Annotated in this window: 17 protein-coding genes; 3 read left to right on the forward strand and 14 right to left on the reverse strand. The window is 69.2% G+C overall.

The annotated features are described in order from the left end of the window. Positions 1-6: 6 nt before the first annotated feature. From HZ992_RS10650 to HZ992_RS10680, 7 genes are all read right to left on the reverse strand, one after another. Positions 7-888, reverse strand: a complete 882-nt coding sequence (locus HZ992_RS10650) for a helix-turn-helix domain-containing protein (RefSeq protein ID WP_209386613.1) — start codon at positions 886-888, stop codon at positions 7-9. Then, positions 881-1,699 carry a type IV pilus biogenesis/stability protein PilW gene (pilW, locus tag HZ992_RS10655; RefSeq protein WP_209386614.1) on the reverse strand — a complete coding sequence of 273 codons (819 nt, stop codon included), beginning with the start codon at positions 1,697-1,699 and terminating at the stop codon, positions 881-883. Before pilW ends, HZ992_RS10650 begins: the two co-directional genes overlap by 8 nt. Next, a complete protein-coding gene (gene rlmN / locus HZ992_RS10660; RefSeq protein WP_209386615.1) occupies positions 1,696-2,835 on the reverse strand; it encodes a dual-specificity RNA methyltransferase RlmN in 1,140 nt (379 codons plus the stop codon). The genes pilW and rlmN overlap by 4 nt, the downstream gene beginning before the upstream one ends. Before the next feature lie 5 nt (positions 2,836-2,840). Beyond that, complete coding sequence (gene ndk / locus HZ992_RS10665; protein ID WP_209386616.1) at positions 2,841-3,266, reverse strand: nucleoside-diphosphate kinase; 426 nt, start codon at positions 3,264-3,266, stop codon at positions 2,841-2,843. Positions 3,267-3,346: 80 nt separating this feature from the next. Next, positions 3,347-5,374 (reverse strand): pseudouridine synthase, encoded by a 2,028-nt coding sequence (locus HZ992_RS26035; RefSeq protein WP_209386617.1) that lies wholly within the window; start codon positions 5,372-5,374, stop codon positions 3,347-3,349. After that, a complete protein-coding gene (gene scpB / locus HZ992_RS10675; RefSeq protein WP_209386618.1) occupies positions 5,371-6,168 on the reverse strand; it encodes an SMC-Scp complex subunit ScpB in 798 nt (265 codons plus the stop codon). The genes HZ992_RS26035 and scpB overlap by 4 nt, the downstream gene beginning before the upstream one ends. A 250-nt stretch (positions 6,169-6,418) precedes the next feature. Continuing rightward, positions 6,419-7,357: an RluA family pseudouridine synthase gene (locus tag HZ992_RS10680; RefSeq protein ID WP_209386619.1), complete on the reverse strand. Its 939-nt coding sequence runs from the start codon at positions 7,355-7,357 to the stop codon at positions 6,419-6,421. Between the two features lie 58 nt (positions 7,358-7,415). Here HZ992_RS10680 and HZ992_RS10685 point away from each other — a divergent pair, with 58 nt between their 5' ends. Beyond that, on the forward strand, positions 7,416-8,228 hold the full coding sequence (locus HZ992_RS10685; protein ID WP_209386620.1) for an outer membrane protein assembly factor BamD: 813 nt from the start codon (positions 7,416-7,418) through the stop codon (positions 8,226-8,228). Between the two features lie 7 nt (positions 8,229-8,235). Here the strand turns inward: HZ992_RS10685 and HZ992_RS10690 are convergent, their stop codons facing one another. Further along, positions 8,236-10,236: a DNA repair helicase YoaA gene (locus HZ992_RS10690; RefSeq protein WP_209386621.1), complete on the reverse strand. Its 2,001-nt coding sequence runs from the start codon at positions 10,234-10,236 to the stop codon at positions 8,236-8,238. Then, positions 10,233-10,436 carry a YdcH family protein gene (locus HZ992_RS10695; protein WP_209386622.1) on the reverse strand — a complete coding sequence of 68 codons (204 nt, stop codon included), beginning with the start codon at positions 10,434-10,436 and terminating at the stop codon, positions 10,233-10,235. Before HZ992_RS10695 ends, HZ992_RS10690 begins: the two co-directional genes overlap by 4 nt. 66 nt (positions 10,437-10,502) lie before the next feature. On the opposite strand from HZ992_RS10695, the gene HZ992_RS10700 reads away from it, so the two are divergent. Then, complete coding sequence (locus HZ992_RS10700; protein ID WP_209386623.1) at positions 10,503-11,270, forward strand: PP2C family protein-serine/threonine phosphatase; 768 nt, start codon at positions 10,503-10,505, stop codon at positions 11,268-11,270. A 4-nt stretch (positions 11,271-11,274) separates the two neighbouring features. Here the strand turns inward: HZ992_RS10700 and HZ992_RS10705 are convergent, their stop codons facing one another. The 5 genes from HZ992_RS10705 to HZ992_RS10725 all read right to left on the reverse strand — a co-directional run bounded on the left by HZ992_RS10705 (position 11,275) and on the right by HZ992_RS10725 (position 18,625). Then, the gene (locus HZ992_RS10705) at positions 11,275-11,868 is read right to left on the reverse strand and encodes a hypothetical protein (protein WP_209386624.1); all 594 of its coding nucleotides are present in this window, start codon (positions 11,866-11,868) and stop codon (positions 11,275-11,277) included. Further along, positions 11,865-12,962, reverse strand: a complete 1,098-nt coding sequence (gene zapE, locus HZ992_RS10710) for a cell division protein ZapE (RefSeq protein WP_209386625.1) — start codon at positions 12,960-12,962, stop codon at positions 11,865-11,867. The genes HZ992_RS10705 and zapE overlap by 4 nt, the downstream gene beginning before the upstream one ends. A gap of 13 nt (positions 12,963-12,975) precedes the next feature. Then, positions 12,976-14,403 carry a dihydrolipoyl dehydrogenase gene (lpdA, locus tag HZ992_RS10715; protein WP_209386626.1) on the reverse strand — a complete coding sequence of 476 codons (1,428 nt, stop codon included), beginning with the start codon at positions 14,401-14,403 and terminating at the stop codon, positions 12,976-12,978. Between the two features lie 13 nt (positions 14,404-14,416). After that, entirely contained in the window at positions 14,417-15,670 is a 1,254-nt protein-coding gene (gene odhB / locus HZ992_RS10720; protein WP_209386627.1) for a 2-oxoglutarate dehydrogenase complex dihydrolipoyllysine-residue succinyltransferase, read from the reverse strand. A 96-nt stretch (positions 15,671-15,766) separates the two neighbouring features. Further along, a complete protein-coding gene (locus HZ992_RS10725) occupies positions 15,767-18,625 on the reverse strand; it encodes a 2-oxoglutarate dehydrogenase E1 component (protein ID WP_209386628.1) in 2,859 nt (952 codons plus the stop codon). Between the two features lie 232 nt (positions 18,626-18,857). Between HZ992_RS10725 and HZ992_RS10730 the strand changes: the two genes are divergently transcribed. Next, positions 18,858-19,142 carry a hypothetical protein gene (locus HZ992_RS10730; protein ID WP_209386629.1) on the forward strand — a complete coding sequence of 95 codons (285 nt, stop codon included), beginning with the start codon at positions 18,858-18,860 and terminating at the stop codon, positions 19,140-19,142. The last annotated feature ends 11 nt before the right edge of the window (positions 19,143-19,153 follow it).

Here is a 19,153-nt window from a genome sequence, read left to right on the forward strand (position 1 = left end):
GCCTCGCTACTTCAGGTCCAGCCGGGCGACGTTGTCGCGGGTGAAGCCGGCCAGCTCGATCGGCTTGCCGCGGAAAGACAGTTGCGTCACGGCCGAATTGCCGATGGTGACCTTCATCGGCATGGCGCCGTCGACGCCGACCGCCTCGCCAGGCTGCAAGAGCCGCGACAGCAGGGTCTGGCCGCGCGCGTCGAGCACCTCGACCCAGGACTCGCCGGCCACACGGAGTTGCAGCACGCCGGCCATGCTGGCGCCCGGCGAGGTGGCGGCGCTGGCCGCGTCGTCCACGGCCGCGGGCGGCACCGAGTGCACCGTCTCGACGACGACGGACGCCGCCGGCGCGGGCGCCGCTGCCAGCGGAGCCGTGGCCGGCGTGGGCGCCGCGGCGGGCGCACTCGCGCCCCGGCCGGCCGAGACTGCCGGTGCAGACGCAGGCTGCGCGATGGGAACGGTCAGCGTGCCGGGCGGCAGGAAGTAGACGATGCCGGCGAGCACCAGAAACAACAGCGGCGCCCACACTGCCGGCGAGCCGAGCAGCGACCAGTCGCCACCCTGGCTCATCCCGGGGCGTTCACGGAACGGCGCATTGATGCCCTCGCCGACCTGCTCGAGCCGATGGCCGGGCGGCGGCGGCAGCAGCGCGAGCACCGGCGCAGGATCGATCTTCAGCGTGCGGCAGACGGTCTGCGCGAGCGCTCGGGTGAACGTCGCGTCGGGCAGCTCGTCGAGGCGGTCGTTCTCGAGCGCCTCGAGCTTGCGCGGCGTCACCTTGATCGCGGTGGCCAGCACGGCGATGTGCATGCCCTGGGCCTGCCGGGCCTGGCGCAGCAGGCTGCCGGCGGTGACCGAGGGCGGCGTCGGCGGCGCGCTGTCGGGCGTCTCACTCATTGAACTGCCCTCGTTCGAAGGCCACTGCTTCGCGCGATTCACGATAGCGCGCACGCAGCTGCGCGCCCAGCTCGGTGACGCCGTTCTGGTTGCCCAGCTTGTGCTCGATGCGCACGGCCAGCCACAGCGTCTGCGCGCTGATGTAGTTCGGGTTGCTGTTGACGCGACGGATGTGGAAGCGCGCACGCTCCGGCTCACCGCGGCGCAGCAGCACCTCGGCGAGGTTGACCGAGGTCGACGGGTTGCCCGGGTCGACCTGGAACGAGCGCATCAGCGCTTTCTCGGCCTCTTCGAGCTGGCCGGAGAAGGCATGGCACACACCCTGGGTGAGCAGGAGGCGCCCCGTGTCCCGGCGCTGAGGGATGGTCAGCGCCTGAGTGAACTGCGCGTCGGCCTCACCATACCGCTTGTGCTGGCACAGGAACCAGCCGTAGTTCTGCATCGCGTCGACGTCGCGCGCATTCAGAGCCAGCGCGCGGCGAAAACTCTCTTCGGCCTGGCTGTCCTGTCCCAGGTTGCCAAGGATGAGGCCGCGCAGGTTGTGCGCCGCGCCGACAGTCGGGTCGGCGGCGATGGAGCGGTTGACCTCTTCGAGCGCCACATCCATCTGGTTGCGGCTGAAGTACGCGCTGGCCAGCTCGAGCCGCACTTGCGCGCGACGCGCAGCATCGCCCTCCTCGGGGGCACCCGGCTTGCCACGCACGTCGCTGACCGGCCCGGAGCTCGTGGACACCGTGGTCGAGCAGCCGACCAGCCACGCGGCGAACAGGCCGACGATCACCCGCGCGAGGAATCGGGCGTTGCCCTTCATGCCTTGGTCTCCTGCATCGGCGCCATGCGCCGCACCACCTTCACGGGCGCATGCACCAGCCGTTGGTGCACACGCGTGCGATCCTGCACTTCGCCGGCGAGCTGGCCGCAGGCCGCGTCGATGTCATCGCCGCGCGTCTTTCGTACCGTCGTCACGATGCCCGCGCGCAGCAGCACGGCCGCGAAGGCCTGCACACGCTCGGGCGACGAGCGCACCAGGCCCGACTGCGGAAACGGGTTGAATGGAATCAGGTTCACCTTGCATGGCACGCGGCCCTTGACCAGGCGCACCAGCTCCCGTGCCAGTTCGGGCGTGTCGTTGACGCCGTCGAGCATGCAGTATTCGAAGGTGACGAAGTCGCGCGGAGCGGCCGGCAGGTAGCGCACGCAGGCGTCGAGAAGCGCCTCGATCCCGTCCTTGCGGTTCAGCGGAACCAGGTCGTTGCGCAGTGCGTCGTTCGGCGCATGCAGCGACACCGCCAGCGCCACGGGGCAGTCCTCGCGCAGGCGGTCGATCATCGCCACCATGCCGGAGGTCGACACCGTCACGCGCCGGCGCGACAAGCCGTAGCCGTGGTCGTCGAGCATGGCGCGCAATGCCGGCACGAGGGCCGCGTAGTTCTGCAGCGGCTCGCCCATGCCCATCATCACCACGTTGGTGACGGCGCGTTCGCCTTCCTTCAGACCCAGGCGGCGGCGAAGCTGGTGCTCGGCATGCCAGAGCTGCGCGAGGATCTCGCCGGTGCAGAGATTGCGGCTGAAGCCCTGGTGCCCGGTCGAACAGAAGCGGCACCCGACAGCACAGCCGGCCTGCGACGACACGCACAGCGTGCCGCGGTCGGATTCGGGAATGAAAACCGTCTCGATCGCGTTGCCGGCGCCGACGTCGAACAACCACTTGACGGTGCCGTCGGTCGACACATGCTCGCTGATCACGGGAAGTGATTGCACCGCGGCACGTTCGCGCAGCTTGTCACGCAAGGACTTGGCCAGGTCGGACATGGCGTCGAAGTCCGACGCGCCCTTCTGGTGGATCCAGCGGAACAGCTGCGTGGCGCGGAAGCGCTTCTCGCCGAGCTGTTCGACGAACGCGGTCAAACCGTCCCGGTCGAAATCGAGCAGGTTGACCACGCTCATCGCTGTCAGCGCGAGTAGACGTTCATGCCGGGGAAGAAGAACGACACTTCCACGGCGGCCGTTTCCGGCGCGTCGGAGCCGTGCACCGCGTTGGCATCGATGCTGTCGGCGAAATCGGCGCGGATGGTGCCCTTCTCGGCCTTCTTCGGGTCGGTGGCGCCCATCAGCTCGCGGTTCTTCGCGATGGCGTTCTCGCCTTCGAGCGCCTGGATCATGACCGGGCCCGAGATCATGAAGTCCACCAGGTCCTTGAAGAACGGGCGTGCCTTGTGCACGGCATAGAACTGCTCTGCTTCGCCGCGCGAAAGGTGGGCCATGCGGGCCGCGACGATCTTCAGGCCCGCGCCCTCGAAGCGAGCGTAGATCTGGCCGATCACGTTCTTCGCGACGGCGTCGGGTTTGATGATCGAAAGGGTGCGTTCGAGCGCCATGAATTCTTCTCCTGAATCAATAACTTGGCAAAGTTTCGGATTGTAGCTTGCGCAGTGCGTCAGGCCGATGTCGCAGGGCTTCAGCGACCACGCCGCCCGCCGCCCCCACCCCCGCCGCCGAAGCCACCGCCGCCCCCCCCGCCACCACCGCTGCGGCTGCCACCGAATCCGCCGCCGCCGCCGCCGCCGCCCCCGCTGCCGCCGCGGCCACCGCGGTTCTTGCGATGGAACGCATCACCGCCGATGTAGCCCACCGAGGTCTGCATCGGATCGGGCTGCTTCGGGCCGCCCTTTTTCGCGCCGCCGCCTGTAGGCTGGCTGCTGCCCCCTGGGCCGAAACCTCCGCCGCCCTGGCCGAAGCCTCGCCCGCCGACCCGGCTGCGCGGGTTCTGCACGAAGCGCTTGTCGAAGGTCTGCTCGAGCGGGTTCGGGATGTTCATCGGGTCGATGTCGAAGTCCTCGTCGCCCTCGAACTCGCCGCGCTCGCGGTTCTCCACCGGCGGAGCGTCCGGCGCAGGCGTCCGGCTGCGCTGCGGCGGCGGCGCGCCGCGGCCACCGCGGTCGTTCGGCCGGCCCGCGGGCGGACGCCCGTCACCACGAGCCTCGTTGCGCGGCTTGTTGCGCGGTTCATTGCGGCCATCGCGCCGCTCCTCGGGGCGCGGCTGGGCCGGCCCGCTGGCCAGGCGCCGGATCGCACGCACGTCCTCCGGGCCCATATCGACCCACACACCCCGCTTGAGGCCACGCGGCAGCACCACACAGCCGTAGCGAATGCGGATCAGCCGGCTGACCGTCAGGTCGACAGCGTCGAACAGCTTGCGCACCTCGCGGTTGCGGCCTTCGGTGATGACGACGCGGTACCAGTGGTTGGCACCTTCGCCGCCACCGTCTTCGATGGAGCGGAAGGCGGCTGTCTGGCCGTCGATCTCCACACCCTCGAGGAGCTGCGCCTTGTCTTCGCTGTCCAGCGTGCCGAGCACGCGCACCGCGTACTCGCGCTCGACGCCGAAGCGCGGATGCATCAGCTGGTTGGCCAGCTCACCGGACGTGGTGAACAACAGCAGGCCTTCGGTGTTGATGTCGAGCCGGCCCACCGCCTGCCACTTGCCGTGCTGCAGGCGGGGCAGGCGGCGGAACACCGTCGGCCGCTGCTGCGGATCGTCGTTGGTGACCACCTCGCCCACCGGCTTGTGATACGCGATCACGCGCGGCGGCGGCTGCTGGATGCGCACCTTCACCGGCTTGCCGTCGAGTGCGATGCGGTCGCCGAAGGAGATGCGCTGGCCGATGTGCGCCGGCTCGCCGTTCACGGTGATGCGCCCGTCGGTGATCATCGCTTCCATGTCGCGCCGCGAGCCGACGCCGGACTGGGCCAGCACCTTCTGCAGCTTCGGTGCATCGGGCTCGGCGGCCAGCACGCGCTTGTGCGGCTCGGCCTCGCCGGCTTCGCCGGACTCACCAGCCTCGCCTGTTTCGGCGTTCTCGACGCTCTCGGCGGCCTGCTGCGACACATCGGCAGGCACCTCCGACGCCGCTTCGGCGATCGCCTCTCCAGCCTCGTCGAAGGCGCCGGACAGCACCTCGGCGAACACCTCTCCGGTGCGCTGTGCGGCGGCCGCCTGCGCGGCCTCCGGCGTCACCGGTTCGACCCCTTCACCGCGCCGGCGGTCGCGCCGGCCGCGACGCCGGCCGCGGCGTGCGCCTTCTTCGCCGCCCTCGCCCGGCTCACCGCCTTCGCCGCCCTCGCCGCCTTCATCACCCCCGTCGGTGTTTTCGACGGAGCCGCCATCGGCAACGCGCACGGCGTGCGGCGCGGCGTCGCGGGCTTGCGCCTCCGGTGTCTCGGGTCGTGGCTCAGCCGCCGGCTGTGCCGGTGATGCAGCCGCAGGCTCTTGCATGCCGGCATCGGCCGCTGCAGCCGCGGGCGCCTTGCGGCGGCGCGGCTTGGGTGCCGCTTCGGCCGCAGGCTCCGTCGCCGCGCCGGCTTCTGCCTCGGCGGGCTTGGCCACGGCCCGGCGCTTTCGCGCCGGCTTGGGCGCCGCGGTGTCGGTCACGGGCGTGACCGCCTCGTCGGGGGCGTCGGGCTGAGACTCGGGCGGCAGGTTCATGCTTGGGGTTCCATCGGGGCGGCGTCGGCCGCAGGCTCGGGATCGGGGTCGTTCGGGGGGGCGGGGGCGAGCTCTGGCTCGCTCGCAACAGGCGCATCGGCCGAGTGGTCGAAGGCTGGCTCGGTCGCTGCCACGTCAGCAGTCATCGGGGCGGCCGCGACACCGGTGGCTCCGATGGCCACATCGGTCGCGTCTGCAGGTGCATCGAGCGCCAGCGCCGCCTGTGCGTCGATCAGCGAGGCCTGCTCGGGCAGGGCGTCGGCCAGCATCGCGCCGGCCGCAGGGGCGCCGTCGAGCAGCGGCAGCTGCTCGAGGCTCGCCAGGCCCAGGTCATCGAGGAAATGGCGCGTCGTCGCCAGCAGCGCCGGGCGGCCGGGGGCTTCGCGGTAGCCGATCGCCTCGACCCAGCCACGGTCCTCGAGCTGCTTGATGATCTGGCTGGCCACGGTGACGCCGCGGATGTCCTCGATGTCGCCGCGCGTCACGGGTTGACGGTAGGCAATGATCGCCAGCGTCTCCATCACGGCGCGCGAGTACTTCGGCGGCTTCTCCGGGTTGAGTCGATCGAGAAACTCGCGCATCTCGGGCCGGCTCTGGAATCTCCAGCCCTGGGCCAATGCCACGAGTTCGACGCCGCGACTGTCCCAGTCGCGTGTCAGTTCGTCGAGCAAGGCGCGCAGCGTGTCGGGGCCCAGTTCATCGTTGAACAAGGTGCGCATGTCGCGCAGGGGCATCGGCTGGCTGGCGCAGATGAGCGCGGTCTCGAGGACGCGCTTCGCATCCTGTGTGTTCATGGATCCTGTCAAATCCTCGGCCGGGGGTATCCGGCTGGTCTACGGGCTCGTGTCGAGCGTCACCCCGCGGGATGACACACTGCAACTGGCTGTTGGCCGCGCATCGTGCTGCGGCGTGGGCTGGCGAACCTCCAGGCCCGCCAGACTGCCCGGCAACCGGACTCTCGACGCGGCCACGGTGATGGCGCTGGCGCAGGCAGTCGGATTCGGGGTCTGGCGCGCATTGTACCCAAGCGCGCCGTCGGGGTGTTCAGCGTTTGCGCGTCACCTGCCGCCACGCGAAGTCCAGGTCCGGCGGAGGTGGGCACTCGAACTGCAGCGCCTGGCCCCCGATGGGATGGTTGAAGCCGAGCCGGACCGCATGCAGGGCCTGGCGCGTCATGCCCAAGGCCGGCGTTCCGCCATACAGCGCGTCGGCCACCAGCGGGTGCCCGCGCGAGGCCAGGTGCACGCGGATCTGGTGCGTGCGCCCGGTGTGCAGCGTGCAGTGCACGGCGCTGTACCCGTCGCGCGCCGCCACGCGCTCGACGTCCGTGCGCGCCGGTTTGCCCGAGGCGAGCACGGCCATGCGCACACGCGATTGCGGGTCTCGGCCGATCGGCGCATCGACGCTGAACGCGCGTTCAGCCAGCTCGCCGTGGCACAGCGCCATGTAGCGCCGGTGCACGGATCGTTCGCCGATGGCGCGCACCAGCGCCGTCATGGCCACCAGCGTCTTGGCCACGACCATCAGGCCCGAGGTGTCCTTGTCCAGGCGGTGCACGATGCCCGCGCGCGGCAGAAGGCTGGCACCTGCATGGTGGGCCAGCAGGCCGTTGAGCAGCGTGCCCGACCAGTTACCTGCCGCCGGATGCACCACCAACCCGGCAGGCTTGTTCACCACGATCACGTCGGCGTCTTCGTGGACGATGTCCAGCGCCATCGCTTCGGCCTTGAAGGCCCGGCTCTCCTCGGTGCCGACCAGTTCGACCTCGATGCGCTGGCCGGCCTGCACACGCTGCGAGGCAGAACTCGCCACCACCCCGCCCACGCGCACGTGGCCCTGGTCGATCAGTCCCTGCAGGTGGCTGCGCGAGAACTCGCCGGCCATGGCCACCAGCACCTTGTCCAGGCGCTGGCCGTGCCACTCGGCCGGCGCATCGGCCGTTCGGCGTTCGCTCTCGCCGCCGTCGTCCAGGGGCTCGTCCATATAATCCCGCTCTCTGTTGATGACAGGCAGCGCGCTCGTCCGCGATCTGCCCCTGCCCATGGATCTGTTGCGTTGGACCGGCCCGCTGGGTGCGCGCGCTGCCCTGATCACCCTTGCCCTGGCCCTGGCGGGCTGCGGCTCGGCGCCGCAGGACGAGAGTGTGTCGTGGTCGCCCGAGAAATTGTATGCAGAGGCCAAGGACGAGATGGCCGCGGGCGCTTACGACAAGGCAGCCAAGCTGCTCGAGCGCCTGGAAGGCCGCGCCGCCGGCACACCGCTGGCGCAGCAGGCGCAGATCGAGCGGGCCTATGTGCTGTGGCGCAGTGGCGAGAAGGCCCAGGCGCTGACCGTGCTCGAGCGCTTCATCAAGCTCAACCCCTCCAGCCCGGGCGTCGACTACGCGCTCTACCTGCAGGGCGTGGTCAACTTCAACGACAACCTGGGCATCCTCGGCAACCTGGCCGCGCAGGACCTGTCCGAGCGCGACCAGCAGGCCTCGCGCGACTCGTACCAGTCGTTCAAGCAGCTCGTCGACCAGTACCCGCGATCGATCTACGCCGAAGACGCGCAGATCCGCATGAACTACATCGTCAACTCGCTGGCGGCCTATGAGGTGCACGTGGCGCGCTACTACTTTCGCCGCGGCGCGTACATCGCCGCCGCGAACCGTGCGCAGCAGACGGTGCAGGAGTTCCAGTACTCGCCTTCGGCCGAAGAAGCCCTGGTGATCATGGTGCAGAGCTACGACCGGCTCGGCCTGAACGACCTGCGCGACGACGCGCAACGCGTGCTGGCGAAGAACTTCCCGAACAGCCGCTTTGCCAGCCAGGGACTGACCACCCGCGAGCGGCCGTGGTGGCAGATCTGGTAAGCCAGGCTCAGAACGGCAGCGACTGGCCTGCCAGCGTCGCCAGCCAAGCCAGCGCTTCGGCCTCGTTGGCCACGCGGGTCATCGGCGGCAAGGCCTCGCGCAGGCGCCGGCCGTAGTTCATGCCCGCCATGCGCGGGTCGCACACCACCAGCAGGCCGCGATCGGTCTCGCTGCGGATCAGCCGCCCGGCCCCCTGCTTGAGCGACACCGCGGCCTCGGCGACGAAGTAGTCCGCGAACGCGTTGCGCCCCTGCGCCTCGAGCCGCTTCACACGCGCCTCGACCAGCGGGTCGTTGGGCGGCGGGAACGGCAGCTTGTCGATGATGACGCACTGCAGCGCGTCGCCCGGAACATCGATGCCCTCCCAGAAGCTCTGAGAGCCCACCAGCACCGAGCGCGGCTCGGCGAGGAACTGCTGCATCAGCTGGCGTTTCGGCGCTTCGCCCTGCCGCAGCACACGCAACGCATCGCCGTTCTCCTCGAACTGCGCGCGCAGCGCCTCGCCGATGGCGTGCAGCGCACGCAAGGTGGTGGTCAGCACGAAGGTGCGCCCACCCAGCGTGCGCGCCAGCCGGGCAGCCAGCGTGGCCACGGCGACCGGATGCCCTGGCTCGTTCGGCTTCGGGAAGCCCGCCGGCACGTACAGGCGCGCATGGGCGGCGTAGTCGAACGGGCTGCCGACGCGCAGTGTGCGCGCCTGCTCCAGGCCCGCCTGTTCGGTGAACCAGCTCAGCGCCTCGTCGTCGCCCAGCGTGGCCGAGGTGAAGATCCACGCCTTGCCACCGGCCGCCATCTGCTCCGACAACGCTTCGCGGATGTCCAGCGGCGACTCGACCAGCCGCGCCTGGTGCGGCGACAGATCGATCCAGCGCACGCGGCCCTCGGCGGCCGCGGCGCCGAAACGATCGGCGAGCACGGCGAGCTGACCGGCACGCTCGGCCAGCTTGGAGAAGTCCGGCGAGAGTTCGCCGACCGTATCGAGCGCCTCGCCCGCCGAATCGCAGGCCTGGCCGAGGCCCTGCAGTGCGGCGATGAAATCGTCGCGCCCGGCGCGTTCTTCCCAGCGCAGCTTGAGCGTGCCGCGCGGCTCGCGCAGCGGCCCGGCGGCGGCGATGCGCAGCTCGCGTGCGGCCTTCTCGCAGCCGGCCGCCAGCTCCTGCCAGGGCGCCAGGCCGCGCGCCTGCTGCAGGCCGACGGCGAGCAGGTCACGCGCGAAATCCAGTGCCTGCGCGGTCGACAGCGTGGTGCCGAGGAACTGCACGCCGGCCTCGGCGAGCTGGTGTGCCTCGTCGAACACCGCCACCTCGACGCTGGGCAAGAGTTCGGCCACGCCGGTGTCGCGCAGCGCCATGTCGGCGAAGAACAGGTGGTGGTTGACCACCACCAGGTCGGCCGCCATGGCCTCGCGCCGCGCCTTCACCACGTGGCAGGCGCGGAAGTCCGGGCATTCGCTGCCCAGGCAGTTCTCGCGCGACGAGGTGACCAGCGGGATCACGCTGCTGCGCTCGTCCAGCCCGTCGAGCTCGGCCAGGTCGCCGCTGGCCGTGGTCTGCGACCATTGCTCCACCTTGGCCAGCGTGCGCACCGCCCAGCGGTCGGGCAGCGTCGCCGACTGGCGCGCCTGCTTCATGCGATGCAGGCAAAGGTAGCTGCTGCGGCCCTTGAGCAGCGCGATGCTCACCGGCAGCTGCAGCGCGTCGCGCAGCCGCGGCAGGTCGCGCAGGAAGAGCTGGTCCTGCAGGCTCTTGGTGGCGGTGCTGACCAGCGCCCTCGCCCCGCTGAGCAAGGTCGGCACGAGGTAGGCGAAGGTCTTGCCGACGCCGGTGCCGGCCTCGGCGACGAGTGCCGTGCGGCTCTCGATGGCTTCGGCCACGGCCTGTGCCATGGTCATCTGCACTTCGCGTTCGACGTGCCGGTCGTCGCGGCGCGCCAGCGCGCCGGTCGCGCACAGCGCATCGCGTGCGGCGGAGACCAGGGAACCGGCGGGCGCGGGATGTTCCGGCGTCATGCCGGCTCGGGCGGATCGAGCTCGGCTTCCAGCCGGGCGATCATGTCCCGCAGCGCCAGACGGCGCTTTTTCAGGCGCCGCACGGCGAGATCGTCGGTCGGATGTTCGATCACGGCCTGATCGATCAGGCTGTCCAGATCGGCATGCTCGATGCGCAGTTCGATCAGCCGTCGAGGCAGGGAGTGCAGGTTGTCGTCCATCGGCGCGCGACTTAATCGCGTAATTTGCTCCGACGCCGGAGGCGGGAGGGATTATAGTTTTCGGCCATGAGCACCACGAGCGTCGGTTACCGCCTGTCTGCCGCCACCGGCATCCACCGTGGCGACCGGGCCTACCAGCAAGACCAGGTGCAGATCATCCCGCACCACCGCGTGCCGGGCAGCGTGATGGCCGTGCTGGCCGACGGCATGGGCGGCAAGAGCGGCGGCCGCAAGGCCGCCGACCAGGTCATCCTGACCGCGCAGCAGATCTTCGAGCGCTTCTCGCCTTCGCGTGACGACACGGCCGAGGCGCTCAAGCAGTTGGTGCTCGAAGCGCACCTGATGATCAAGCTGACCGCGATCACCTCCGAAGAGGAGCCGCACAGCACGGTCGCCGCCTACATCATCAGCCCCACGCGCGAGTGCCACTTCGTGCATGCCGGCGACTCCCGCGTGTACCACTTCCGCGGCTCCGACATGATGGCGCGCACGGTCGACCACTCCTACGTGCAGCGCCTCGTCGCCGAAGGCTCGATCTCCGAGGAAGAGGCCAACAACCACCCGCAGTCCAACCTGCTGACGGGCTGCCTGGGCACCCACCAGGATCCCCCTCTGTCGGTGGGCCTGGTCGAGCGGATGGAGATCGGCGACTGCGTGCTCGCCTGCAGCGACGGCTTGTGGCACTACTTCACCCCGCGCGAACTGGGCGCCATCGTGCATGCCCTGCCGCCGCGCGAGGCCAGCGAGATGCTGGTCAGCAAGGCGCGCCAGCGCGCCCGGGGCGGCGGCGACAACCTGTCGCTGGCGCTGGTGCGCGTCGATCCGCTGGGCTGAGGCGTCAGCGCGCTGCCGGGTCGGGCAGCGGTCGCACCGCGGCCTTTCCATCTTTCGCACGTTCGGCCTGCCGCCGGGCGGCCTCGTCGCGATGCGCCTTGGCTTCGCGCTGGCGCTTCTCGAAGCGCTCGCGGCTGCGTGCTTCCTGGGCCGAACGCTCCGGCGAACTGGCCGACGCTGTAGGGCGTGAGGCTGCCGGCGCCGCAGACGGCTTCTGGCGCGGCGCGCTGACAGTGATCGCAGGTGCGGGCCGCACCGGCCGCGGCGCTGCATCGCGGGCCGCCTCGGCACTCACCTTCTCGCGGATCGCCGCCATGCGCTGTGCGGCACGACGCTTGCGCTCCGCCTCGTCGAGCACACTCTCCTGGCCGCGCAGACGCAACAGCGCCTGGCGGTGCTCCGCGCGGGCCTCGTCGACGCACGCAGTGACGGCAAAACGCTGCTCGCATTCGCGCTGGCGCTGCTGGAAGCGCAGCGTGGCCTCGTCGCGTTCGCGGGCGATTCGCGCGCGCTCCTGTCGGTCGTCGGCCTGCGCCGGCATGCAAGCCAGGAGCCCGCAGACCGAGAGCACCCCGCAGCGCAGCAAGAACTGGTTCATGTCAACGAAGTGTCCACCGTCCGGCGCGAGAGCGCCAGGAACTCCGCTGATCGCATCTCTGCCAGGCGGGACACCGTGCGCGGGAACTCGTGCGCCAGCGGGCCTTCGGTGTAGAGCTGCTCGGGTGCCACTTCGGCCGACATGATCAGCTTGACGCGCCGGTCGTAGAGCACGTCGACCAGCCAGGTGAAGCGCCGCGCCTCCGAGGCCATGCGCGGCGCCATCTGCGGCACGTCGGACAACATCACGGTGTGGAACTGCGACGCCAGCTCGAGGTAGTCGTTCTGCGATCGAGGCCCGCCGCACAAGGTCTTGAAATCGAACCACACCACGCCGCCGGCGCGCCGTCGCGCGCGCAGCTCGCGGTGCTCGATGCGCAGCACCGGATCCTCGTCACGCGCTTCGGCGAGCCGCTCGAACGCAAGCATCATCGCCGCGTCGGCATCGGCACCGAGCGGTGCGTGGTACATCTCCACCTGCTCGAGCGTGCGCTGGCGGTAGTCGGTACCGTTGTCGACGCTGATGACCTCGAGCTTCTTCTTCAGCAGATCGATGGCCGGCAGGATGCGGTCGCGGTGCAGGCCGTTCGGGTAGAGCTCGTCGGGGTGGAAATTCGAGGTCGTGACGATGCTCACGCGGTGCTCGAACAGCGAGTCGAGCAGCCGGTGCAGGATCATCGCGTCGGTGACGTCGGCGACGTGGAATTCGTCGAAGCAGATCAGCCGGTGGCGCCTTGCAATGCGGGCGCCCAGCTCGTGCAGCGGATTGACCACGCCCTTGAGCTCGGCGAGCTCGCGGTGCACCTCGCGCATGAACTCGTGGAAGTGCAACCGCGTCTTGCGCGTCAGCGGCACCGAGTTGAAAAAGCAGTCCATCAGGAAGCTCTTCCCCCGGCCCACGCCACCGTGCATGTACACGCCGCGCGGGATCGGCGGCCGCGCGATCAGCTTCGTCAGCGCATTGCCGCGCCGGGCCTTGTAGTCGGCCCACTCGTTCTCGCAGCGCTCGAGCGCCGCGATGGCACGCAGTTGCGCGGGGTCGGCCGCATAGCCGCGCTCGGCGAGCGTCGCCTGATACAGCTGACGGACGCCCATGCGATGGCCGGACTCAGAAATTCAGCGTGCGCTTGTCGACCGCGAGTGCCGCTTCCTTGGTCGCTTCGCTGAGCGACGGGTGCGCATGGCAGATGCGCGCGATGTCCTCGGCGCTGGCCTTGAACTCCATCGCCACCACCGCCTCGGAGATCAGCTCCGACGCGAAGGGCCCGACGATGTGCACGCCGAGGATCTCGTCGGTCGCCGCGTCGGCGAGGAATTTCACGAAGCCCGTGGTGTCGCCCAGCGCCCGCGCCCGGCCGTTGGCCATGAACGGGAAGCTGCCCGCCTTGTACGCCCGCCCGGCAGCCTTGAGCTGCTGCTCGGTCTGGCCGACCCAGGCGATCTCCGGGCTGGTGTAGATCACCCAGGGGATGGTGTTGAAGTTGACGTGACCGTGCTGGCCGGCGATGCGCTCGGCCACCGCGACGCCCTCTTCTTCGGCCTTGTGCGCGAGCATGGGGCCGCGCACCACGTCACCCACCGCCCAGACGTTCGGCAGGTTGGTGCGGCAGTCGTCGTCGACCTCGATGGCGCCGCGCTCGTTCAGCTTCAGGCCGACGGCTTCGGCGTTCAGGCCGGTGGTGTTCGGCGAGCGGCCGATCGAGACGATCAGCTTGTCGACAGCCAGCGTCTGCGCCGCGCCGTTGGCATCGGCATAGGCGACGGTCACGCCCTTCTTGTCGGCCTTGACCGACTCGATCTTCACGCCGAGCTCGATCTTCAAGCCCTGCTTGGTGAAGGCCTTGTGCGCCTCCTTGGCCACCTGCTCGTCGACGGCGCCGAGGAAGGTCGGCAGCGCCTCGAGCACGGTGACCTGCGCACCCAGGCGGCGCCACACCGAGCCCATCTCCAGGCCGATCACGCCCGATCCGATCACGCCCAGCGTCTTGGGCACGGCCGGGATGCGCAGTGCGCCGTCGTTGCTGAGGATGTTCACCTCGTCGAATGGTGCGCCGGGCAAGGCGCGCGCGCTCGATCCGGTGGCCACGATGACGTGCTTGGCGCTCACGCTGGCCGGCTTGTCACCGGCCACCGCGATCTCGTAGGCGCCACCTTCGGCCTTCACGAACGAACCGCGGCCGTGGAAGAAAGTGACCTTGTTCTTCTTGAACAGGTACAGGATGCCGTCGTTGTTCTGCTTCACGACGGTGTCCTTGCGGCCGAGCATCTTGGCCACGTCGATGCTCAGGTCCTTCAGGCCGATGCCGTGGTCGGCGAAGGAATGACCGGCATGCTCGAAGTGCTCGCTGGACTGAAGCAGCGCCTTGCTCGGGATGCAGCCCACGTTGGTGCAGGTGCCGCCTGGGGCCGGGCCGCCCTTGCCGTTCTTCCACTCGTCGATGCAGGCGGTGTTGAAGCCGAGCTGCGCCGCGCGGATCGCCGCGATGTAGCCGCCGGGGCCGCCGCCGATGACGACGACGTCGAATTGGTTGCTCATGGTGCTGCCGTCCTCAGATGTCGAACAGCAGGCGCGCCGGATCTTCCAGCGCTTCCTTCATGGCCACCAGGCCGAGCACCGCTTCGCGGCCGTCGATGATGCGGTGGTCGTAGCTCATCGCCAGGTAGTTGATCGGTCGCACCACCACCTGGCCGTTCTCCACCACCGCGCGGTCCTTGGTCGCGTGCACGCCCAGGATGGCCGACTGCGGCGGGTTGATGATCGGCGTCGACAGCATCGAGCCGAACACGCCGCCGTTGCTGATCGAGAAGGTGCCGCCCGACAGGTCGTCGAGCGAGAGCTTGCCGTCCTTGGCCTTCTGGCCGAACTCGGCGATCTTCTTCTCGATGTCGGCGAAGCTCATCTGGTCGGCATTGCGCAGGATCGGCACCACCAGGCCGCGCGGCGAACCCACCGCGATGCCGATGTCGAAGAAGCCGTGGTAGACGATGTCGTTGCCGTCCACCGAGGCGTTGAGCACCGGGTACTTCTTCAGCGCCGCCACGGCCGCCTTCACGAAGAAGCTCATGAAGCCGATCTTGACGCCGTGCTCCTTCTCGAACTTGTCCTGGAAGCGCTTGCGCATTTCCATCACCGGGGCCATGTTGACCTCGTTGAAGGTGGTCAGGATGGCGTTGGTGGCCTGCGACTGCAGCAGCCGCTCGGCGACACGCGCACGCAGGCGGCTCATCGGCACGCGCTGCTCGGGGCGATCGCCCAGGCTCATGCCGGCGGGCGCCGCCACGGCGGGCAGCGGCTTGGCCACGGCCGGGGCCGCAGCCACGGGCTTCACGGCCGCAGCGGGCGCCGGAGCGGACAGCGCACCCAGCACATCGCCCTTGGTGACGCGGCCATCCTTGCCCGTACCAGGCACGGACCCGGCGGCCAGGCTGTTGTCGGCCATCAGCTTGGCGGCGGCGGGCATCGCCACGCCGGCCTTGCTGGTGCTGGCGGCCGGCGCGGCGGCCGCAGCCGGTGCGGCGGCGACCACGGGCTTGACTTCCAGCGGGCTCACCGCGGCCTTGGCGTCGGTGTCGATGCGTGCGATGACCTCGTCGCTGACGCAGCTCTCGCCGTCGTTCTTGACAATCTGCGCCATCACGCCGGCAGCTGGCGCCGGCACTTCGAGCACGACCTTGTCGGTCTCGATCTCGACGAGGATCTCGTCCAGGGCCACGGCTTCGCCGGGCTTCTTCTTCCACTGCAGCAGGGTGGCTTCGGCCACCGATTCGGACAGCTGCGGGACCTTGACTTCTACGATTGCCATGTCAGTTCTTTCTGGTATCCGGTACACGCCGCGCGGATGCGTGCGAAGGCACGCCGGGGCGGCGCCGCGCAGCGCGCGCCGCCCCTGGCCGCGGGTTCACTTGGTGAGAACGAAGCCCTTGAGCTTGCCGAAGGCCTGGTCGAGCAGCGCCTTCTGCTGCTCCTGGTGCAGGTGGGCGTAGCCCACCGCCGGCGAAGCCGAGGCCGGGCGACCGGCGTAGCCGAGCTTCTGGCCCTCGACCATGTTCTCGTGGATGTAGTGCTGCACGAAGAACCAGGCACCCTGGTTCTGCGGCTCGTCCTGGCACCACACGACGTCGGTCAGGTTCGGGTACTTCTTCATCTCCGCCGCGAAGGCCTTGTGCGGGAACGGATAGAGCTGCTCGACGCGGATGATCGCCACGTCGTTCTGCTTCTTCTCCACACGCGCCTTGACGAGGTCGTAGTAGACCTTGCCAGAGCAGGCGATGATGCGCTTGACCTTGTCGGCGTTGATCTCGGCGTTCACCTCGCCGATCACCGTCTTGAACTCGCCGCGCGTGAAGTCGGTCAGCGGCGACGTCGCGTCCTTGTTGCGCAACAGGCTCTTGGGCGTCATCAGCACCAGCGGCTTGCGGAACATGCGCACCATCTGCCGGCGCAGCACATGGAAGATCTGGCTGGCCGAGGTCGGCTGCACGATCTGCATGTTGTTGTCGGCGGCCAGCTGCATGAAGCGCTCCAGGCGCGCCGAGCTGTGCTCCGGGCCCTGGCCCTCGTAGCCGTGCGGCAGCATCAGGGTGATGCCGTTGGCGCGGCCCCACTTCACCTCGCCGGAGGCGATGAACTGGTCGATGACGACCTGCGCGCCGTTGGCGAAGTCGCCGAACTGCGCTTCCCAGATCACCAGCGTGTTCGGCTCGGCGCTCGCGTAGCCGTATTCGAAACCGAGCACCGCCTCTTCCGACAGCAGCGAGTCGATCACCACATACGGCGCCTGGCCGTCGGCCACGTGCTGCAGAGGCGTGTAGGTGCCTTCGTCCCACTTCTCGCGGTTCTGGTCATGCAGCACCGAGTGGCGGTGCGTGAAGGTGCCGCGGCCGCAGTCTTCGCCCGACAGGCGCACGGCGTAGCCGCTGGCCACCAGCGAGGCGAAGGCGAGGTGCTCGCCCATGCCCCAGTCGACGTTGATCTCGCCGCGGCCCATCGCGGCGCGGTCGGCCAGCACCTTCTCGACCAGCGGATGCGCCTTGAACTTCTCCGGCAGCGTGGTGATGCGTTCGGCCAGGCGCTTGATCTCGGTGAGCGGCAGCGCGGTGTCGGCCGCGTCGGTCCACTTGCGGTTCAGGAACGGTGCCCAGTCGACCGCGTACTTGCTCTTGTAGTTGGTCAGCACCGGGTCGACGGTGTGCTTGCCGGCGTCCATCGCGGCGCGGAAGCCCTTGACCATCTCGTCCGGTCCTTCAGGCGGAAGCACGCCCTGCGCGACCAGCTTCTCGCCGTACAGCTTGCGCGTACCGGGGTGCACGGCGATCTTCTTGTACATCAGCGGCTGGGTCAGCGCCGGCGTGTCCTGCTCGTTGTGGCCGAGCTTGCGGAAGCAGACGATGTCGAGCACCACGTCCTTGTTGAACTCCTGGCGGTAGTCCAGCGCGAGCTGGGTGCACAGCACCACGGCCTCGGGGTCGTCGCCGTTCACGTGCAGCACCGGTGCCTCGATCATCTTGACGACGTCGGTGCAGTACAGCGTCGAGCGCGAGTCGCGCGGGTCGCTGGTGGTGAAGCCGATCTGGTTGTTGATCACCAGGTGCACCGTGCCGCCGGTGAAGTAGCCGCGCGTCTGCGCCAGTGCCAGCGTCTCCATCACGACGCCCTGGCCGGCAAAGGCCGCGTCGCCGTGCACGATGACGGGCAGCACGGAGTCGCCACGCTTGTCGCCGCGGCGGTCCAGGCGGGCCTTGACCGAGCCTTCGACGACCGGGTTGACGATCTCCAGGTGCGAGGGGTTGAACGCCAGGCTCAGGTGGACCGGGCCGCCGGGCGTGGTCACGTCGCTGGAGAAGCCCTGGTGGTACTTCACGTCGCCCGAGGGCAGGTCTTCCTTGGCGGTGTGGTCGAACTCGGCGAACAGGTCCTTGGGCATCTTGCCCAGGGTGTTGACGAGCACGTTCAGGCGGCCGCGGTGGGCCATGCCGATGACGATCTCCTGCACGCCGCGCTCGCCGGCGCGCTGCACGACCTCGTCCATCGCCGCAATGAAGCTCTCGCCGCCTTCGAGCGAGAAGCGCTTCTGGCCGACGTACTTGGTGTGCAGGTAGCGTTCCAGGCCTTCGGACGCGGTCAGGCGGTCGAGGATGTGCTTCTTCTCGTCGGCGCTGAAGCTGGGCTTGCTGCGGATCGATTCGAGCTTCTGCTGCCACCAGCGCTTCTCGACCGGCTCGGTGATGTGCATGAACTCGGCGCCGATGGAGCCGCAGTAGGTTTCACGCAGGGCCTGCAGGATCTCGCGCAGCGTCTGCTGCTCGGCGGTGGTGAAGTAGGTGTTCGTGGCGCTGAACGTGATGTCCATGTCGGACTCGCTCAGGTCGTAGAACGCCGGCTCCAGCTCGGGGATCTTCGGGCGCTCCTGGCGCTTGAGCGGGTCGAGGTCGGCCCAGCGCGCGCCGAGCGAGCGATACGCGGCGATCAGCGACTGGACGTGGACCTGCTTGCGCGCGACCGCGAGTTCGGTGGCGCTGGCCTTGACGCTGAAGGCGTTGGCCTTCGCGCGCTGCGCGAAGGATTCGACGACCGGGGCGTGGGCCACGTCCTTGGCATTGCTGCCATCGGTAGCGGGAACGTGCTGGAGCGCATCGAAGTACGCACGCCAGTTGTCGGGAACGGAGCCCGGGTTGTCCAGGTACGCCTCGTACATCTCTTCGACGTACGGCGCATTGCCTCCGAACAGGTACGAGTTCGACCTGTATTGCTGCATCATCTTCGCTCACCTCTCGCGCCGGTTTCCGGCACTGTAGTGGGTTGAAAAACCTTCCGCGACACGGCTGCACCGGCTGGCGGACTAGCGACCCGCCTTGACTGTTACCAGCAAGGGGACGGGAAGGACCTGTCAAGTCTCGGGCGCGACTGTAACACCGCCGTTATCGACCACCAAATCGAAGGACTGAGGGTCGGGGCGCAGAAACAGAATGCAGCCGGACTTGAACGACCACATGCAGATCATCCGCATCCATGCTGACGCGCCGCTGAAACCGCGGCCGGGAGAGGTGTGCAATGGTTGCGGCGTGTGTTGCCTCGCCGAGCCCTGCCCGGTGGGTGTGCTGGTCTCGCTGCGCCTGCGCGGCGCATGTCGTGCGTTGCGCTGGGACGACGATCAACGGCGCTACCGCTGCGGCCTGATGAGCCGGACCGCGACGTCGCGCTCGCCCTGGTCGTGGTTCGCCCGCCGGCTCATCGCCGCGGGCCAGGGCTGCGATTCCGACGCCGAGGTCGGCTGACGCAGCCAGCC

Origin of the sequence: Rhizobacter sp. AJA081-3 (genome assembly GCF_017795745.1) — a bacterium.
Taxonomy (GTDB): Bacteria; Pseudomonadota; Gammaproteobacteria; order Burkholderiales; family Burkholderiaceae_C; genus Piscinibacter.

Bases quoted from the DNA above. Each gene is read 5' to 3' on its own strand.
- HZ992_RS10730 (WP_209386629.1), top strand. From the start codon at position 18,858: ATGCAGATCATCCGCATCCATGCTGACGCGCCGCTGAAACCGCGGCCG.
- pilW (WP_209386614.1), bottom strand. From the start codon at position 1,699: ATGAAGGGCAACGCCCGATTCCTCGCGCGGGTGATCGTCGGCCTGTTC.
- HZ992_RS10650 (WP_209386613.1), bottom strand. From the start codon at position 888: ATGAGTGAGACGCCCGACAGCGCGCCGCCGACGCCGCCCTCGGTCACC.
- odhB (WP_209386627.1), bottom strand. From the start codon at position 15,670: ATGGCAATCGTAGAAGTCAAGGTCCCGCAGCTGTCCGAATCGGTGGCC.
- HZ992_RS10690 (WP_209386621.1), bottom strand. From the start codon at position 10,236: ATGACGCCGGAACATCCCGCGCCCGCCGGTTCCCTGGTCTCCGCCGCA.
- HZ992_RS10695 (WP_209386622.1), bottom strand. From the start codon at position 10,436: ATGGACGACAACCTGCACTCCCTGCCTCGACGGCTGATCGAACTGCGC.
- HZ992_RS10685 (WP_209386620.1), top strand. From the start codon at position 7,416: ATGGATCTGTTGCGTTGGACCGGCCCGCTGGGTGCGCGCGCTGCCCTG.
- zapE (WP_209386625.1), bottom strand. From the start codon at position 12,962: ATGGGCGTCCGTCAGCTGTATCAGGCGACGCTCGCCGAGCGCGGCTAT.
- rlmN (WP_209386615.1), bottom strand. From the start codon at position 2,835: ATGAGCGTGGTCAACCTGCTCGATTTCGACCGGGACGGTTTGACCGCG.
- HZ992_RS10705 (WP_209386624.1), bottom strand. From the start codon at position 11,868: ATGAACCAGTTCTTGCTGCGCTGCGGGGTGCTCTCGGTCTGCGGGCTC.
- HZ992_RS10680 (WP_209386619.1), bottom strand. From the start codon at position 7,357: ATGGACGAGCCCCTGGACGACGGCGGCGAGAGCGAACGCCGAACGGCC.
- HZ992_RS10725 (WP_209386628.1), bottom strand. From the start codon at position 18,625: ATGATGCAGCAATACAGGTCGAACTCGTACCTGTTCGGAGGCAATGCG.
- ndk (WP_209386616.1), bottom strand. From the start codon at position 3,266: ATGGCGCTCGAACGCACCCTTTCGATCATCAAACCCGACGCCGTCGCG.
- HZ992_RS10700 (WP_209386623.1), top strand. From the start codon at position 10,503: ATGAGCACCACGAGCGTCGGTTACCGCCTGTCTGCCGCCACCGGCATC.
- lpdA (WP_209386626.1), bottom strand. From the start codon at position 14,403: ATGAGCAACCAATTCGACGTCGTCGTCATCGGCGGCGGCCCCGGCGGC.
- HZ992_RS26035 (WP_209386617.1), bottom strand. From the start codon at position 5,374: ATGAACCTGCCGCCCGAGTCTCAGCCCGACGCCCCCGACGAGGCGGTC.
- scpB (WP_209386618.1), bottom strand. From the start codon at position 6,168: ATGAACACACAGGATGCGAAGCGCGTCCTCGAGACCGCGCTCATCTGC.